We start from the raw sequence: 16,516 nt of genomic DNA on the forward strand, positions 1-16,516 counted from the left end.
CGATGACCGGCGCGGGGCCCACGTGGCCCCGCGCCGATGTCATGTCCGGCCATGGGTGCCGCCCTCGCACCGGCGTCGCGCAGTCCGTAGAATCATGTTCGGTTTCTAGCGAGGAGGCACTGTGGACGCGTTTGCTCTCACCGGTAAGAACGCTCTGGTCACGGGGGCGTCGAAGGGAATCGGGCGGGCCATCGCGCTCGCCTACGCCGAGGCGGGGGCCGACGTGGCGCTCGTGTCCCGCTCGGCCGACTCCCTGGGCGAGGTCGCCAAGGAGGTCGAGGCGCGCGGGCGCCGGGCCCTGGTGATCCCGGCCGACCTCACGGACCGCGACGCCGCCGCCGACGCCGTCCGGCAGGCCGTCGAGGGCCTCGGGCACGTCGACATCGTCGTCAACAACGCGGGCGGCTCGAACTTCATGGTGGAGTTCAAGGACCTGCGGCTGTCCGGGTGGGACAAGCTCATGCGGCTCAACCTCGACTCGGCCATGGTCGTGTGCCACGCGATCGCCCCGCACCTGCTCGAACGGGGCAGCGGCTCAGTGATCAACATCGCGTCGGTGGCGGCGCTGGGGGCGCCCTTCCTCGCCGGGTACGCGGCGGCGAAGGCCGGCCTGGTGGCGCTCACCAGGACCCTCGCGGTGGAGTGGGCGCAGTCGGGCGTCCGCGTCAACGCCCTGTGCCCCGGCTGGACGGCCACCGAGCTCAACCGCAACCTGTGGGAGGACGAGACGGCGAGCCGCGCCACGGTCGCGGGCGTCCCGATGCGCCGCTGGGGCACGCCGGAGGAGATGGCGCACCCGGCGGTGTTCCTGGCCGGCGACGCGTCGGCGTACGTGACCGGCCAGGTCCTCTTCGTGGACGGCGGCGCCACGGCCATCGGCATGAGCTGACCCCGCGCGATCCCGCCCGCCCGGCGCGGCGGGAAGGCGCAGGCGGAGAGACGGGTGGAGGGTGAGGCGGGGAAAACCGGACGCCTATATCCGGGTATATCGGTATACGACGTGAAGTGATTGTCTCAGGGAACCGGTCTACCGTGTGATCGTGCAGCTCTACACGAGATCAGCGGGAAGCGGCCTGCCGGTCGTACTGCTCCACGCCTTCCCCCTCTCCTCGGCCATGTGGCTGGCGCAACGCGAGGGGCTGGCCGCCACGTGCCGGGTCATCACCCCCGACCTGCGCGGCTTCGGCGGGTCACGGCTGGGCGAGGACGAGCCGTCCGTCGACGTGATGGCCGACGACGTGGCCGCCATGCTCGACCACGAGGGCATCGAGCGCGCGGTGATCGGCGGCCTGTCGATGGGCGGGTACGTGACGATGGCCTTCTGCCGCCGTCACCCCGACCGCGTCCTCGGCGTCATCCTCGCCGACACCAAGGCGGCCCCCGACGCGCAGCAGGCCCGCGACAACCGCGAGCGCATCGCCCGCGCGGTGCTGTCCGGCGACAGCGGCGTGCTCGTCACCGACGTGCTGCCCGGTCTGGTCGGGCAGACCACCAAGGAGCGCCGGGCCATGGTCGTGGGCCGGGTCAAGGGGCTCGTCCAGTCGGCGCCGCCGGGCGCGGTGGCCTGGGCGCAGCGCGCCATGGCGGCCCGCCCCGACTCCGCCGGCACCCTGGCCGCCCTCAAGGTGCCGCTGCTCGTCATCGTGGGCGAGGAGGACCAGCTCGCGCCGCCCGCCGAGGCCGAGGCCATGGCGCGGGCCGTACCGGGGGGACGGCTGGAGGTCATCCCGAAGGCCGGTCACCTGAGCGCGGTCGAGCAGCCGGAGGCCTTCAACGCCGCGGTCGCGGAGTTCCTCAGGACTGAGCTTGGCGAGGCAGCACGATCTCCCGGATGATCAGCGCGATGGCGGCGGCGACCGGGATGGCCAGCAGCGCGCCGACGATCCCGAGCAGCGCGCCGCCGACCAGCGCGGCGATCACCGTCACCGCGGGTGTCACGTCCACCGAGCGCTTCATCACCCTGGGATAGATGAGGTAGTTCTCGATCTGCTGGTACACGACGAAGAACACGGCGCACGCGATGCCCAGGGGCAGCGACTGCAGCAGCGCCACCCCGGTGACCAGCACGGCCCCGATCGTCGCGCCGACGAGCGGGATCAGGTCCGTCAGCGCCACCACCAGCGCCAGCGCCAGCGCGTACCGCACGCCGAGCACCGACAGGAAGATCCACGCCACGACGCCCGCGATGACCGAGATGAGCACGTTGCCGGCGACGTAGCCGCCGATGCCGTCCAGGATCTGCTCCGACAGCGCCGCCGTCCGCTCCCGCCGCGAGGCCGGCACGAGCCGCAGCAGGTACGCCTTGATCGTGTGCAGCGAGCCGAGGAAGTACAGCATGAGCACGAGCAGCGTCACCGTCGTGAACAGCCCGTCGAGCACCACGAGGCCGGCCCCGAGGACACCGCTGGCCAGTGACGGCGCGAGCCTGTCGGTGACGAACCCGGCCAGCTTCGGCAGGATCTGGTAGTCGGCGTCGAGGCTGCGCAGGGTGGGGTGGTTGCTCAGCTCCTTGACGTAGCCGGGCACGGCCGCGACGAACTCGGTCAGCTCCTTGCTGACCGGCGGCACGACGGCCAGCCCGAACAGCACGAAACCCACGATGACGCCGGCGAACACGATCGAGATCGCCCCGCGCCGGGCCAGCCCGGCCCGCTGCAACGCCTCGACCGCCGGGTTCAGCCCCACGGCCAGGAACATCGCCACCACGACCAGGATGATCACGCTGAGGGACGCGACGACCATCTGCGCGATGGCGATCGCCGTCAGCACGCCGAGCCCGCCGACCAGCCCGAACAGGAACGGCCCGCGCCCGAACGGCCGCCCCGGCAGCCCGTGCGCCGCCGTCCCGGCCCGTCCCTGACGAACGCCTCCCGCCGCCGCGTGCGGTGCGCCGTCCCCCGAGGTCGCGTGCGGTGCGGCGTCCCCCGCCGCCGCATGCGGTGCGGCGTCCTCCTCCGGTGTCGCGCCCGGCGGGGCGTCAGAGGGCGGCGGGGCGTCGGGGGCGTCGGGACGAGAGGCGTCGGGATGAGAGGCGTCGGGGGAGTCCTGATGAGGGGTGTCGCGGGTGACGTCGGCGGACAAGCGGGGCTCCTGGAGATCGGGGGCGGACCAGGCGCCGGCGCCGCGAAGGGGGCCCGGCAACAGAAAGAGAGCCTAGCGACCCCATGGTCGCCAGGCTCTCCGTGCCGTCAGTCAACCCGCGTGCGAGCGATCGGTTACTCCTGCCACCACTCCGCGTCGTCCTCGGACTTGGTCTCCGGCTTGGCGGCCGGGGCCGGGGTCAGCGGCTTCTCGGCGGCCGGCGCCGGGATCGCCGGCTTCGGCGGGGCGGCCGTGACCGCGGGCTCGGGGTCCATGCCCGGCAGGGCGGCGCCGCCCAGCAGCTGGCGCAGCTGAGCCAGGTGGCTGGTGATGCTGTCGCGCTGGCGGGTGAGCTCGTCGACCTGGCGCTGCATGGCGGTGCGGGTGCGCTCGGCCTCGGTCTTCGCCTCGGTGACGATGGTCTCGGCGCTCGCCTTGGCCTCGGCCACGATCTGGTCGGCGTTCTTGCGCGAGTTGGCGACGAGCTGCTTGGCGTGCAGGTCGGCCTCGCGGCGGGTCTGCTCGGCCTGCTGGGTGGCCTTGGTGGCGCGCGACTCGGCCGTCGCGGCGCGCTGCTCGGCCTCGGCGACCAGCTTCTGCGTCGCGGCCTGCGCGGTGGCGTGGCGCTCCGCCTCCTGGCGCTCCGCCTCCTCGCGCCGGGACGCCAGCTGGATCTCGAACTCCGCCTCGTCCTGGGCCCGCTTGGCCTCGGACTCCTCCAGGACCCGCTGCGCCTGCGCCCGCATCTCGTCGGCCTGCCGCTTGGCGGTCGTCAGCACCTCGTCGCGCTCGCGCTTGGTGGAGGCCCGCAGCTGGGCCACCTCGCGCTCGGTGGTGGTGCGCAGCTTGGCGATCTCGCGCTCGGCGTCGGCCCGCTTCTCGGCCACCTCGTGGTCGGCGGTGGCCCGCAGCTTGGCGACCTCGCGCTCGGTGGTGCTGGTCAGCTCGTCGGCCTCGCGGCGCGCGGTCGAGCGGATGTCCTCGGCGTCCCGCTCCGCGGTGGTGCGCATCTCGTCGCTCTCGCGGGTGGCCTGCGCGCGCTTCTCGGCGGCCTCGGCCTCGGCGGCGGCCCGCAGGTCGGCCGCCTCGACCTTGGCGGCGGCCTTGATCTCGTTGGCCTCGGATCGCGCTGCCTGGACCAGCTCGGTGGCCTGCTCCTCGGCCAGCCGGAGCAACTGCTCGATGCGGGCGCCGAGACCCGAGTAGGTCGGGCGCTCCTGCTCCTGGAGCTGGCGCTGGGAGTCGGACAGATCGCGCTGAAGGGCGACGACCTGCTCGCGGGCCTGGCGCAGCTCGCCGTCGAGCTGCTTCAGGTGATCGTGGACCTGGTGGCGGTCATAGCCACGGAGGACCACGTCGAACTCGCGTGCGGGGGCGTCCTCGAAGAAGTTGTTGAGCTGGGCGTCGATGTCGGACTGCATGGAGGCTCGATCCTGGGTTGTCGAGACGGCTACACGGGCCGGACGGGGGGTTCGGGGGCAGCCGAGCCGGGAACCTGTGCCTCACGGCAGGCTCCGTGTCCGGTGGAAGGCCAGAGTACTCCGCCGGTGCCGAGTCTGAAGCCCCGTCCAATTTTCTGCGCGACTAGTTACATATGAGCGATTCTTGCGTTTGTTACGACCTGGTCGCCTGGACCAGCTCCGTCAGCATTCCTCCCACGTCCTTCGGATGCAGAAACGCGATCTGCGAGCCCATCGACCCGTGCCTCGGGCGCTCGTCCAGGACACGTACGCCTTTTCCACCAATTCTATCGATCGCCTCAGCGACATCAGCAACCCCGAAAGCCACATGGTGGACACCCTCGCCCCGCCGGGCGAGGAACTTGCCCACCGGCGAGTCCGGGGACAGCGGTTCGAGCAACTGGATGTAGGAGCCGCCGCCCTCGCCGTCGGCGATGTGCAGCATGGCCTCCTTGACGCCCTGCTCCTCGTTGACCTCCCGCGCCACCACGGTCAGCTCGAACGTCTCCGAGAAGAAGGCGATCTTCTCCTCCAGGTCGTGACAGGCGATCCCGATGTGGTCGATCCGCATGAACATGTGTGGTCAGCCTCCATAGCCGTCGAGCGTCTACCCGTGGGTATGGTGTCAAAGAACCCCTCGCCCGCACAGGAGGCCATCGCCATGTCTGGTTCCGTCATCGTCGCCGGAGCGCGCACCCCGATCGGCAGGCTGCTGGGGGCGCTGTCCGGGCTTCCCGCCGTGGAGCTCGGCGGCATCGCCATCAAGGCGGCGCTGGAGCGGGCCGGCGTGGCGCCCGAGGACGTCGAGTACGTCATCATGGGCCAGGTGCTCCAGGCGGGCGCGGGCCAGATCCCCTCCCGCCAGGCCGCCGTCAAGGCCGGCATCCCGATGACCGTCCCGTCGATCACCATCAACAAGGTCTGCCTGTCCGGCCTCGACGCCATCGCGCTGGCCGACCAGCTCATCCGCGCGGGCGAGTTCGACATCGTGGTGGCGGGCGGCATGGAGTCGATGAGCAACGCGCCGCACCTGCTGCCGGACCTGCGCAAGGGCGTCAAGTACGGCGGCGCCGGGATCGTCGACTCGATGGCCCACGACGGCCTGTTCTGCGCGTTCGACCAGTGCGCGATGGGCGAGTCCACCGAGCGGCACAACGCCCGCCTCGGCATCGGCCGCGAGGAGCAGGACGCCCTGTCGGCCCGCTCCCACCAGCTCGCCGCCGCCGCCGTCAAGAACGGCGTCTTCGAGGACGAGATCGTGCCGGTGGAGGTGCCGCAGCGGCGCGGCGAGCCGCTGGTGGTCAAGGACGACGAGGGCGTGCGCGGCGACACCACGGCGGAGACGCTGGCCAAGCTGCGCCCGGCCTTCGCGGCCGACGGCACGATCACGGCCGGCTCGTCCTCGCAGATCTCCGACGGCGCGTGCGCGGTCGTCGTCATGTCCCGCGCCAAGGCCGAGGAGCTGGGCCTGCCGTGGCTGGCGGAGATCGGCCGCCACGGCAACGTGGCCGGGCCCGACGCCTCGCTCCAGTCGCAGCCGGCCAACGCCATCAAGCAGGCCCTGCGCAAGCAGGACCTCACGGTCGACGACCTCGACCTGGTCGAGATCAACGAGGCGTTCGCCAGCGTGGTCCACCAGTCGGCCAAGGAGCTGGGCCTGCCGCTGGACAAGGTCAACGTCAACGGGGGCGGCATCGCGCTCGGCCACCCGATCGGCGCCTCGGGCGCGCGCATCGTGCTCACCCTCGCCCACGAGCTGCGCCGCCGCGGCGGCGGCCTGGGCGCCGCGGGCCTGTGCGGCGGAGGCGGCCAGGGCGACGCCCTGATCATCAGGGTCCCGCGCCAGGACGAGGCGTGAGAGTCCGGCTCACGCCCTGACGGAAGGCCCGGTCAGGGCCTTCGTGGTCGGCGCCCCGGCCCACGCTTTGACGGAAGGCACGGCCAAGGGGGCGCCGTGACGGCGGCCGGCCACCGTCCGGTCAGAGGCCGTCCCCCTGGAGGCCCTCAGCCCCGTGCGGGGGCTGGGGCCGGCTTGGCCGTGCCGTGACAGAAGAACAAAAACCGGCCGTGCCGTGACGAAACGTCATGAGAAGAGCTTGGCGACGAACGACCGACGGCGGCCGGCCGCCTCGCGGGTGAGGCGGTGGCGGGCGGCGGCGCGGCGCAGCTCCTCGGCGCGGTTCCGCATGACGAGGTACTCGAGTTCGGCGTGCATCCGAATCGCTCCCGGTTGGTGAGGTGCTTGGTTCCTGCACTCTCAAGGCTCGTCCTAAGGCCCGCCCGCCCACATCGGGCGGATGCCCTAAACCAGGACCCCAACCCCTACCTAGGCACGGACGTCCGCCTCTGAGGGGTACCTAGGTCACGGCTCGTCGCCGTACTTCACCACGACCTTCGTGAAGCCGAGCGACTTCAGCAGCCCCTCCATCATGGCCTTGGTGTTGGTGTCGGCCCGGGCCCGCAGGTCGCTGGCGGCCGCCGCCTCGGCGATCTTCTTCTCGGCCAGCACGTACACCTCCCTCTGGTCGCCCGGCGAGGACGACAGGAAGTCCTGCACCCGGTCGAGCAGCCCGCGCTGCTGGGCGAAGACGTACGAGCGGCTGTTGTCCAGGTTGGGCTTCTCCAGCTGGGCGCGCGGCAGCCGGACCGTCACCTGGGTGCGGTCCGGCGACACGGTCACGGCGTCGGCCGCCAGGCCCGAGAAGTCCACGTACGCGTCCACGCCGCCCGCGCCGACGAACAGCGTGCGGGTGCCCTTGACCGCGTCGGGCAGGAAGTTGGCGTCCTTCTCCAGGTCGACGACGACCTGGAAGGTCCCGGTCGCCGCCTCGAAGCGGCTGAGGTCCTTGATGGACTGCAGGAGGACGGGCTGGCTGCGGTCGATGGTCCGCTCGCCGGTCGGGTCCAGCCACGTCCAGGCCAGCCGGCCGCCGACCACGAGCAGGGCCACGAGCACCAGCAGCCCGGCCACGTATCGCCACCTGCGGCGCCGCCCCGGTGATGCGTCGGCGGGCGCCGTACGGGATGTCGTCATACCGTGGTGACTACCCGGCCGTCGATCACCCTTGCCAGCCCTTTGGTGACATCTATGGTCTCCAGTCGGTCACGGTCGCGTCGCCCGCGTCCGGATAGACCGGGTACACCTGCTGGGGCGAGCCCGCGGTCGCGGTCACCCGGGCCGTGCCCGAGCGGCGCCGCCCGCTCTCACCCGGCCCGCCGCCGAAGTGGGTGCTCGACAGCCGGCACGACTGGAAGTCGCTGAAGAACATGCGCAGCCACTCGCGCCGCTGGTGCTCGCTCAGCCCGGAGAACCACGCCGCCGCGTACTCGTGCTCCGGCAGCGGGCCGCCGGGCAGCGGCTCGCCCCGCAGCCACGCCATCACGATCTCCCGGTAGCCGTCGGCCGGGGTGCCGGGGCACTTGGCCGCCAGCGACTCGACGTACTCGTACGACGCCTCGTCCGCGAACCCCGCCGACAGGTCGCGCACGTGGATGGGCGCGAGGCCGGGCGTCGGCCGCAGCTCGTCCTCCAGCGGCCGCTGCTCCACCCGGGTGAACGCCGCCGGGGTGCCCGCCAGCCGGGAGGCGATCTTGGTGAAGGCCGTCCCCAGCTCGGTCAGACCGGCCCGCATGGCCGGGTGGAGGCAGACGGTGATGGGCCACTCCTGGCAGGCGTAGGCGATGTCCTGCGCGGCGGCCGGCTTGGGCGCGGCCAGCAGCCGCGCCACCCCCGTGCCGGCCGCGAGCACGGCCAGCAGCGCGCACGCCAGCACCACCGCCTGCCGGGTCACCAGCGCGGCCCAGCCGAGCAGCAGCGCCGTGGTGATGCCGAGCAGCCAGATCGTCTGGTCGAGGAACGCCGCGCCGCCCATCCCCTGGAACAGGTCGTACGGCCGCCCGGCGCCCGGCGCGAGCCGGTCGGCCCAGCCTCCGCCGTCGGCGAGCCGGCTGAACAGCAGGTAGCAGCCCAGCCCGGCCAGCGGCGGCGTGATCGCGAAAGGCGCGAACCAGCCCGCGACCCACCCGATCACCGAGTACAGCGCCAGGCCGGCCATGCCCACGCCCAGCCCGGGCAGGCTGACCGGCCCGGCCTGCTCGGTGAGGACCGTCTTGACGGCCAGCACCAGCACGGTCGCGGCGAACGACCCGAGCACCACCACCACGATGGCCAGCGGCGCCTTGAGCGCCCGCCACGCGCCGAGCGTGCGGCCGCGCAGCGTCCTGCGCTTGCGCAGCGCCACCCACGCGGCGAACCCGGCCGCCACGGGCCCGGTCAGCCGCAGCGAGCCGATGACCGCGGCCACGATGTTCTCCCACGCGTCCACGCCGGGAATCAGGACGCTCCAGGCCGCGGCCAGGCCGAGCGCCATGAGCACGGCCACGGTGACCGCCGCGCTCTGTTTCAACTCCTCGCGCGTGACGCCCGCGTGCTCACGCACGCGATCTCCCCTTGACGTTCATCAAGCACCCCCCGTGCCCCGTCGGCGAACGCGGACGTCAGCAGTCCGGCAGGTCCCCACCGCCGTTGGACTTGGGGTCCGCGTCACCGTTTGATGCGAGAACCATAACGGAGCGTGATGATTGACGTCCGGATTCTTGGCCAAGCAGTGAAGCCGATAGCTCAGAGTAGCCAGACGAAAGCGGACGAGCGGCGCGCTACCGTAGCGCTGTGTCGCAGCCGAAGCCCCTCAACCTGCCGTTCGATCCCATCGAACGCGCCGCGCAGACCTGGCGTGTTCACTTCGGGCCCTCATCCGCCATGGCCGCCGTCACCTCGATCATGCGAGCGCATCAGATCCTCCTGTCGCAACTTGACTCGCTGCTGAAGCCGTACGACCTGACCTTCGCGAGGTACGAGGCGCTGGTGCTGCTGACCTTCAGCAGGACGGGCTCGCTCCCGCTGTGGAAGATCGGCGAGCGGCTGATGGTGCACCCCACCAGCGTCACCAACACCGTGGACCGGCTGGAGAGATCCGGGCTGGTCAGCCGGATGCGCAATCCCAAGGACGGCCGCGGCGTGCTGGCGGAGATCACCGACGAGGGCCGCGACGTCGTGCGCCGCGCCACGGCCGACCTGATGGCGGCCGACTTCGGCCTGGCGATGTACGGGGAGGAGGAGCTGCACGCGATGTTCGACCAGCTCCGCACGCTCAGGGTGGCGGCGGGCGACTTCGGCGGGTGACCCGGGGGACCCGGGGATTCGGCCCACGGCGGAGCGCGGCCCTCGCTGGCGTACCCGCGCCGTGGCATGCGGCAAGATGAGGAGCATGGCGGACTTCTCTCGGCCCGGGTCGCTCTACGGAGCGGTGGACCTGGGCGCGCGCAAGCAGGCTCTGGAGGCGCAGGCCCGGCGTGAGGCGGCGGGCCCGCAGGCGGCGTCCTCGGCCTCGATCGTCGACGTGACCGAGGAGACCTTCACGACCGACGTCATCGACCGCTCGATGACCGTGCCCGTCGTGCTCGACCTGTGGTCGCCGCGGGCTCCCGGCAGCGCCCAGCTCAGCCCCGTGCTGGAGAAGGTGGTCGGCTCCCTGGGCGGCCGGGTCGTGCTGGCCAAGGTCAACGTCGACGCCAGCCCGCAGATCGCCCAGGCGCTGCGAGTGCAGGCGGTGCCGACCGTGCTCGCCATCTTCCAGGGGCAGGCGGTCACCGGCTTCCAGCAGGTGCTGCCCGAGCAGGAGGTGCGCCGCTGGCTCGACGAGCTGATGGGCGCGGTCGAGCAGTTCTACCAGGCCAACCCCGACGCCAGGCCGCCCGCGGCCGGCGAGGCGCAGGCGCCGGAGGCGCCGCCGGCCGACCCCGACCTGGCGGCGGCCGAGCAGGCCATCGAGCAGGGCGACCTCGACGCGGCCGAGGCGGCCTACGAGCGGCTGCTGGCCCGCGTGCCCGCCGACGAGGACGCCAAGATGGGCCTGGCGGGCGTGCGGCTGATCAAGCGCACCGCCGACGCCGACCCGGCCGACGTGCAGCGGCGCCTGGCCGACCCGGCCGACATCGACGCCCACCTGCTCGCCGCCGACCTGGAGATGCTGTCGGGCTCGGTGGACGAGGCGTTCGCGCGGGTCGTCGCGGTGGTCAAGCGCACCTCCGGCGACGAGCGCGACAAGGCGCGGCGCCACCTGCTGAGCCTGTTCGAGACGCTCCCGGCCGAGGACCCTTCCCTGGCCAAAGCACGTAGGGCCCTGGCCAGCGCGCTGTTCTAACCTGGGGGTGTGCGGGTCGTCACCATCTCGGCGACGTACGGCACGGCCGGCGGCCACATCGGCCCGGCCGTGGCCGAATGCCTCGGCGTGCCGTTCGTCGACCGCGCGATCCCCGGCGCCGTGGCCGAGGAGCTCGGCTGCACCCTGGAGGAGGCGCTGGCCCACGACGACCGGGCCGCGCACGGCCTGGCCAGGCTGCTGGCCGGGGCGATGCGGCTGCCCACGGTCACCTTCGGCGGCGTCGACATGTACGTGCCGGGAGCGATGCCGCTGGCGCCGGAGGAGTTCGTCCGGCGCACCGAGCGGGTGCTCGTGGAGACGGCCCGCGCCCAGGGCGGCGTGTTCCTGGGCCGGGCCGGGGCGATCGTGCTCGCCGACCACCCCGGCGCGCTGCACGTGCGGCTCGACGCGCCGCTGCGCCGGCGGGTGCTCCAGACGGCCACGCTGAGCGAGATGCCCGAGCGCGAGGCGCAGAAGCTCATCGAGCGCAACGACCGCGCCCGCACCGCGTACGTGCGGCACTTCTACCGCGCGGATCCGGCCGATCCGGGCCTGTACCACCTGGTGATCGACAGCACGAGCATCCCGGTGCCGGCGTGCGTGGACCTCATCGTGACGGCGGCCGAGGCACTGGCCTGACCGGGTTCCCCCTACCATAGGAGAACTTCTTGGTCAGGCCCGAAGGAGCGATTGACGTGGCGACCGTCCCGAGTGTGTCGTACTCCATCACCGTGCGGCTGGAGGTGCCGGCAGGCGGCAAGGCCGTCAGCCAGCTCACCCACGCCGTAGAGTCGGCAGGCGGCGTGGTCACCGCCCTCGACGTCACCAACGCGGGCCACGAGAAGCTGCGCATTGACGTCACCTGCGCGGCGCGCGACACCGACCACGCCCAGGCCATCGTCGACCAGCTCGAGGCGGTCGAGGGCGTCGTCATCCACAAGGTCTCCGACCGGACCTTCCTCATGCACCTCGGCGGCAAGATCGAGATGGTGTCGAAGGTGCCGCTGCGCAACCGCGACGAGCTGTCCATGGCGTACACGCCGGGCGTGGCCCGGGTCTCGCTGGCGATCGCCCGCAACAAGGAGGACGCGCGCCGGCTGACCATCAAGCGCAACACGGTCGCGGTCGTCACCGACGGCTCGGCGGTGCTGGGCCTCGGCAACATCGGCCCGGAGGCGGCCCTGCCGGTCATGGAGGGCAAGGCGGCGCTGTTCAAACGCTTCGCCGGCATCGACGCCTGGCCGATCTGCCTCGACACGCAGGACGTCGACGAGATCGTCCGGGCGGTGCAGCTCATCGCCCCCGGCTTCGGCGGCATCAACCTGGAGGACATCTCCGCGCCGCGCTGCTTCGAGGTGGAGCGGCGGCTGCGCGAGCTGCTGGACATCCCGGTCTTCCACGACGACCAGCACGGCACGGCCATCTGCGTGCTCGCCGCGCTCACCAACGCGCTGCGCGTGGTGGGCAAGTCCATCGAGGACGTCAAGATCACGATGGCGGGCGCGGGGGCGGCCGGCAACGCCGTGCTGCGACTGCTGCTCGCGGCGGGCGCCCGCAACGTCGTGGTCTGCGACTACCTCGGCGCCGTCCACCAGGGCCGCGACGACCTCGACGAGTCGCTGCGGTGGATCGCCGAGCACACCAACGCCGAGGGCTACGCCGGTGACCTGCGCGGCGCGGTCAAGGACGCCGACGTGTTCGTGGGCGTGTCGGCGCCGGGCATCCTCACGGGCGACGACATCGCCACGATGGCCCGCGACGCGGTGGTCTTCGCGCTGGCCAACCCGGAGCCCGAGGTCTCGCCCGACGACGCCCGCGAGCACGCGGCCGTGGTGGCGACGGGCCGCTCCGACTACCCCAACCAGATCAACAACGTGCTGGCGTTCCCGGGCGTCTTCCGTGGCCTGCTCGACGCGCAGGCCACGGAGGTGTCGATGCAGATGCTGCTGGCCGCCGCCGGGGCGCTGGCGGCCGTCGTCACGCCGGAGGAGCTGGGTCCCAACTACATCATCCCGAGCGTCTTCCACCCGGACGTGGCGGCTGCGGTGGCGGCGGCGGTCCGCGAGTCGGCCGGAGGCCGTGCGCGCGGCTTCACCGAGGCATAAGTCTTCCGTTACGGCAAAGCCCGGCAGCCCCCAGTCGCCGTTCGTGGCTGGGGGCCTCCAGGGAGACGGCCGCTGACCGGATGGCGGCGGGGCGCCGTCACGGCGCCCCCTCGACCATGCCTTCCGTGTCGCCTCGGCCGTGCCGACCGGGGCGGGCGCTTCAGCGGTTCGGGCGGATCGCGGTCGCCACGAGCGCCAGGGCGGCGTTGACCACGACGGCCACCACGACGCCGTGCAGCACCGATCCCGCCCCCATCGCCGCCGTGGCGACGGCGCTCATCACCGGGATGCCCATCGTGATGCCCACCTGCTGCGTCATGGTGGCGATGCCCGTGGCCAGGCCCTGCTCGGCGTCGGGCAGGCCCGAGGTGGCCGTGACCATGAAGGCGACGATGGCCACCATGTTGCCCACGCCGCCGACGAAGGTGGCCGCCAGGAGCAGCCAGATCGAGCCAGGCCCGGTCCCGAGCAGCGCCAGCGACGCCGTGGCCACGGCCTGCACGCCGAAGCCCAGCGCCAGCGCCCGGCGCGTGCCCGTGCGCGCCAGCACGCGCGGCGCCACGAGCCCGCCGGCCACCGTGCCGAGCCCGAGCACCCCGAAGGCCAGCCCGGTGGCCAGCGGCGAGTAGCCCAGCACCTTCTGCAGGTACAGCGTCAGCAGGAACACCAGCGACGTCTCCGTCGCGAACGCCACCAGGCCCGCCAGATTGCCCCACCTGACGTTCGGCCGGGCCAGCACGGCCGGCGGCACCAGCGGGGAGGCGGCGCGCCGCTCGGCGAACCAGAAGGCCACGAGCAGCGCCGCGGCGGCGGCCAGCGAGCCGAGCGCCAGCGGGTCGGCGAAGCCGTGCTCGCCCGCGCGGGTCAGCCCGAACACGAGGGCCAGCAGGCCGGCCGTCACGGTGACGGCCCCGGGCACGTCCATCGCGGGCCGTCCCTCCGGCCGGCTCTCCGCCAGCAGCGCCGGCGCCGTGACGAGGACGGCCAGCGCGACCGGCACGTTGATCAGGAAGGCCCAGCGCCAGCTCAGCAGGTCCGTCAGCAGCCCGCCGAGCACGGCGCCCGAGGTGAAGCCGGCCGACATGAGCGCGCCGTTCAGGCCGAGGGCCCGCGAGCGCAGCGGCCCCTCAGGGAAGGACGTGGTCAGCAGGGACAGACCGGCCGGGGTGACCACGGCCGTGGCCAGCCCTTGGGCGACCCTGGCGGCCAGCAGCATGCCGGGCGAGCTCGCCAGCCCGCCGGCCAGCGAGGACAGTCCGAGCAGCGCCATCCCGGCCAGGAACAGCCTGCGCCGGCCGTACAGGTCGGCGATCCGGCCGGCCAGCAACGTGAAGCCGGCCGCGGCCAGCGCGAACGCGGTCGCCACCCACTGCAGGTCGGCCAGCGCGAACCCGAGGCCCGCGCCGATGACGGGCAGCGCGACGTTCAGGATGGAGAAGTCCACGGCCAGCATGAACTGCGAGCCCAGCAGCAGCACGAGGATCAGGCGCTGGCGTCCGGTCATGCGCGCCGCGGCGGGTGCGCGTTCGGTGAGCGCGGTCATGTCGCCCCCTTAATGGGTCGATAGTTCCGTTAAGATGGAAGCGACGGTAACACAGGAAGGCGCGTTAATGGAACAGGAGTCCCGTTTGGCGGGGATGCAGCGGCCCGGCGGCCGGACGGCGCGGGTGCGCGAGGCCGTGCTCGCGGCGACCCAGGACGAGCTGGTGGAGCGGGGCTTCCACGGGCTGGCCATGGACCAGGTGGCCGCCCGGGCCGGCGTGGGCAAGACCACGGTCTACCGGCGCTGGGGGAGCCCGGCGGGCCTGGTGGCCGACCTCATGACGGAGCTGGCCGAGCAGTCCTCGCCGCACGCCGACACGGGCTCGGTGGAGGCCGACCTGCGCGCGAACGCGGCCTCGGTCCTCGGGGCCGTCACCGACCGGCGGCTCGGGGCGACGTTCCAGGCGGTCATCGCCGCCGCCACGTGCGACGAGGAGGCCGCCACCGCCCTGCGCGCCTTCTACGGCCGGCGCGTCGCCGAGTGGGCCCGCTCCGTGGAGCGCGCGGTCGAGCGCGGCGAGCTGCCCGAGGGCACGGACGCGGCCGAGGTCGTCCGGGCGGTGTCCGCCCCGCTGTACTACCGGCTGCTCGTCACGAAGGAGCCGGTGGACGACGACGTGGCCGCCAGGTCCGCTCTCCAGGCGCTCGCCGCCGCGCGGGCCGGCGCCTTCGTCCGGGCGGACCCGCCGGCCGTCGCTCCCTCGGGCGAAGAGGGAAGATCCAGGTCCGTACGCGCGCAAAACGTAACAACGGCGGACCAGGGGAGCGAGATGCGCGGCTGACCCTTCATGATGGAGGTATGGCGGAAGCGATCTACGTCGGCGGTCTGTTGGTGGCGACGCCGCTTCTCGATGACCCGAACTTCCGGCGTAGCGTCGTGCTGATCCTCGAGCACGACTCCGAGGGGGGCACCCTCGGCGTGGTGCTCAACCGGCCCAGCGAGATCTCCGTGACCCAGGTGCTGCCCGTGTGGGACCCCCTGGTGACCGGCCCGCCGGTGCTGTTCGAGGGCGGCCCGGTGCAGACCGACAGCGCGCTGGCGCTCGCCGCGGTGCCCAGCGGCGAGGAGCCCCTGGGATGGCGCCGCCTCCACGCGGGCACGCCGTCCGTCTCCCGGCTCGGCACCGTCGACCTGGACGCGCCGCCCGAGATCCTCCAGGGCGAGATCTCGCAGATGCGGATCTTCGCCGGGTACGCCGGGTGGACGGCGGGTCAGCTGGAGAGCGAGATCGCCGAGGGGGCCTGGTACGTGGTCGACTCGGAGGCGGGCGACACCTTCCACACCGACCCGCGCTCGCTGTGGCGGCACGTGCTGCGGCGCCAGCGGGGCGAGCTGGCGTTCGTGGCCAACTGCCCGGAGGACCCGACCATGAACTGACGCCCTAGGCGTCCAGGGCCTCCCCCCGGTCCGACGGCTCCCGCGTGCCCCGCAGGTCCCAGCCGGGCCGCAGCATGCCCTCCACGAGCACGATCGTCTCCTCCATCTGCCCCAGGACCTCGCCCAGGTCGGGCCGTTCCCTCTTCGGGCACTCGAACCCGACCCGCAGCGCCGACATGGCGATGGCCACGACCAGGTGCGACATCCGGTCGTCGGCCGGATCGACGCCCCGGCGTTCGGCCACCGCCGCGGCCAGGCGGCGCTCGGTCTCGGCGCCCCTGGCCACCGACAGGCCCACCAGGTGGGGGTGGTCGTCCAGCAGCCGGCGCAGTTTGAGGAACCGCTCCGCGTCCTGCGGGGTCGAGTCCTGCATGTCGCTCAGCACGGCGCGCAGCCCGTGGACCATCGAGGTGAACGGGGGCTCGCCGGGCGGGCGGGAACGCAGGGTCTCCGTGATGATCTCCTCACCGTGGTCGTGGAACCACAGGACGAGACTGTCCTTGCTGGTGAAGTAGCGGAAGAAGGTCCGCGGCGAGATGTCGACGGACCCCGCTATCTGCTCCACGGTGGTGGAGTCGTACCCTTGTTCGAGGAACAGATCGAGCGCGGCGTCAAGGATCGCCAGGCGCGTCTTCTCCTTCTTGCGTTCCCGTAGACCCATGGGCGTCACTCCCTCGACATCATCGTGTCACACTGTGACAGAAGTCGCTCTCTGACTTTTCTAAATGGTTTGAACTCTTTCAGCGA

Annotated in this window: 17 protein-coding genes; 9 read left to right on the top strand and 8 right to left on the bottom strand. The window is 72.5% G+C overall.

Going from position 1 to position 16,516, the window contains the following annotated elements; all coding sequences use genetic code 11:
- Nucleotides 1–121 precede the first annotated feature (121 nt).
- Together HT134_RS15500 and HT134_RS15505 are read left to right on the top strand one after the other, a co-directional pair.
- Complete coding sequence (locus HT134_RS15500; RefSeq protein WP_175601022.1) at nt 122–889, top strand: SDR family NAD(P)-dependent oxidoreductase; 768 nt, start codon at nt 122–124, stop codon at nt 887–889.
- Between the two features lie 151 nt (nt 890–1,040).
- Nucleotides 1,041–1,835 (top strand): alpha/beta fold hydrolase, encoded by a 795-nt coding sequence (locus tag HT134_RS15505; RefSeq protein WP_175601023.1) that lies wholly within the window; start codon nt 1,041–1,043, stop codon nt 1,833–1,835.
- On the opposite strand, the gene HT134_RS15510 is transcribed toward HT134_RS15505, so the two are convergent.
- From HT134_RS15510 to mce, 3 genes are all read right to left on the bottom strand, one after another.
- On the bottom strand, nt 1,795–3,081 hold the full coding sequence (locus HT134_RS15510; protein ID WP_246364396.1) for an AI-2E family transporter: 1,287 nt from the start codon (nt 3,079–3,081) through the stop codon (nt 1,795–1,797). The two genes, HT134_RS15505 and HT134_RS15510, sit on opposite strands and share 41 nt — an antisense overlap.
- A 134-nt stretch (nt 3,082–3,215) precedes the next feature.
- Nucleotides 3,216–4,502 carry a DivIVA domain-containing protein gene (locus HT134_RS15515; RefSeq protein WP_175601024.1) on the bottom strand — a complete coding sequence of 429 codons (1,287 nt, stop codon included), beginning with the start codon at nt 4,500–4,502 and terminating at the stop codon, nt 3,216–3,218.
- 193 nt (nt 4,503–4,695) lie between these two features.
- The gene (mce, locus tag HT134_RS15520; RefSeq protein ID WP_175601025.1) at nt 4,696–5,118 is read right to left on the bottom strand and encodes a methylmalonyl-CoA epimerase; all 423 of its coding nucleotides are present in this window, start codon (nt 5,116–5,118) and stop codon (nt 4,696–4,698) included.
- Nucleotides 5,119–5,202: 84 nt separating this feature from the next.
- On the opposite strand from mce, the gene HT134_RS15525 reads away from it, so the two are divergent.
- Nucleotides 5,203–6,399 carry an acetyl-CoA C-acetyltransferase gene (locus HT134_RS15525; protein ID WP_175601026.1) on the top strand — a complete coding sequence of 399 codons (1,197 nt, stop codon included), beginning with the start codon at nt 5,203–5,205 and terminating at the stop codon, nt 6,397–6,399.
- Between the two features lie 225 nt (nt 6,400–6,624).
- Here HT134_RS15525 and HT134_RS46975 read toward each other — a convergent pair whose 3' ends face one another.
- From HT134_RS46975 to HT134_RS15535, 3 genes are all read right to left on the bottom strand, one after another.
- Nucleotides 6,625–6,756, bottom strand: a complete 132-nt coding sequence (locus HT134_RS46975) for a hypothetical protein (RefSeq protein WP_281387489.1) — start codon at nt 6,754–6,756, stop codon at nt 6,625–6,627.
- Between the two features lie 147 nt (nt 6,757–6,903).
- Nucleotides 6,904–7,575, bottom strand: coding sequence for a DUF4230 domain-containing protein (locus HT134_RS15530; RefSeq protein ID WP_175601027.1), 672 nt, complete (start codon nt 7,573–7,575; stop codon nt 6,904–6,906).
- A 52-nt stretch (nt 7,576–7,627) separates the two neighbouring features.
- Nucleotides 7,628–8,980, bottom strand: a complete 1,353-nt coding sequence (locus HT134_RS15535; protein ID WP_175601028.1) for a hypothetical protein — start codon at nt 8,978–8,980, stop codon at nt 7,628–7,630.
- A 230-nt stretch (nt 8,981–9,210) separates the two neighbouring features.
- Between HT134_RS15535 and HT134_RS15540 the strand changes: the two genes are divergently transcribed.
- From HT134_RS15540 to HT134_RS15555, 4 genes are all read left to right on the top strand, one after another.
- Nucleotides 9,211–9,723 carry a MarR family winged helix-turn-helix transcriptional regulator gene (locus HT134_RS15540; protein WP_175601029.1) on the top strand — a complete coding sequence of 171 codons (513 nt, stop codon included), beginning with the start codon at nt 9,211–9,213 and terminating at the stop codon, nt 9,721–9,723.
- Between the two features lie 85 nt (nt 9,724–9,808).
- Nucleotides 9,809–10,744: a tetratricopeptide repeat protein gene (locus tag HT134_RS15545; protein WP_175601030.1), complete on the top strand. Its 936-nt coding sequence runs from the start codon at nt 9,809–9,811 to the stop codon at nt 10,742–10,744.
- A 9-nt stretch (nt 10,745–10,753) separates the two neighbouring features.
- Entirely contained in the window at nt 10,754–11,383 is a 630-nt protein-coding gene (locus tag HT134_RS15550) for a cytidylate kinase-like family protein (protein WP_175601031.1), read from the top strand.
- A 56-nt stretch (nt 11,384–11,439) separates the two neighbouring features.
- Nucleotides 11,440–12,849: an NAD-dependent malic enzyme gene (locus tag HT134_RS15555; RefSeq protein ID WP_175601032.1), complete on the top strand. Its 1,410-nt coding sequence runs from the start codon at nt 11,440–11,442 to the stop codon at nt 12,847–12,849.
- Nucleotides 12,850–13,009: 160 nt separating this feature from the next.
- On the opposite strand, the gene HT134_RS15560 is transcribed toward HT134_RS15555, so the two are convergent.
- Complete coding sequence (locus HT134_RS15560) at nt 13,010–14,392, bottom strand: MFS transporter (RefSeq protein WP_217707827.1); 1,383 nt, start codon at nt 14,390–14,392, stop codon at nt 13,010–13,012.
- A gap of 94 nt (nt 14,393–14,486) precedes the next feature.
- On the opposite strand from HT134_RS15560, the gene HT134_RS15565 reads away from it, so the two are divergent.
- Nucleotides 14,487–15,173 (top strand): TetR/AcrR family transcriptional regulator, encoded by a 687-nt coding sequence (locus HT134_RS15565; RefSeq protein ID WP_312888143.1) that lies wholly within the window; start codon nt 14,487–14,489, stop codon nt 15,171–15,173.
- A gap of 17 nt (nt 15,174–15,190) precedes the next feature.
- Nucleotides 15,191–15,769, top strand: a complete 579-nt coding sequence (locus HT134_RS15570) for a YqgE/AlgH family protein (RefSeq protein WP_175601034.1) — start codon at nt 15,191–15,193, stop codon at nt 15,767–15,769.
- Between the two features lie 4 nt (nt 15,770–15,773).
- Here HT134_RS15570 and HT134_RS15575 read toward each other — a convergent pair whose 3' ends face one another.
- The gene (locus HT134_RS15575; RefSeq protein WP_175601035.1) at nt 15,774–16,430 is read right to left on the bottom strand and encodes a TetR/AcrR family transcriptional regulator; all 657 of its coding nucleotides are present in this window, start codon (nt 16,428–16,430) and stop codon (nt 15,774–15,776) included.
- Nucleotides 16,431–16,516 lie beyond the last annotated feature (86 nt).

It is taken from the genome of Nonomuraea rhodomycinica (assembly GCF_013363995.1).
Classification (GTDB): domain Bacteria; phylum Actinomycetota; class Actinomycetes; order Streptosporangiales; family Streptosporangiaceae; genus Nonomuraea; species Nonomuraea rhodomycinica.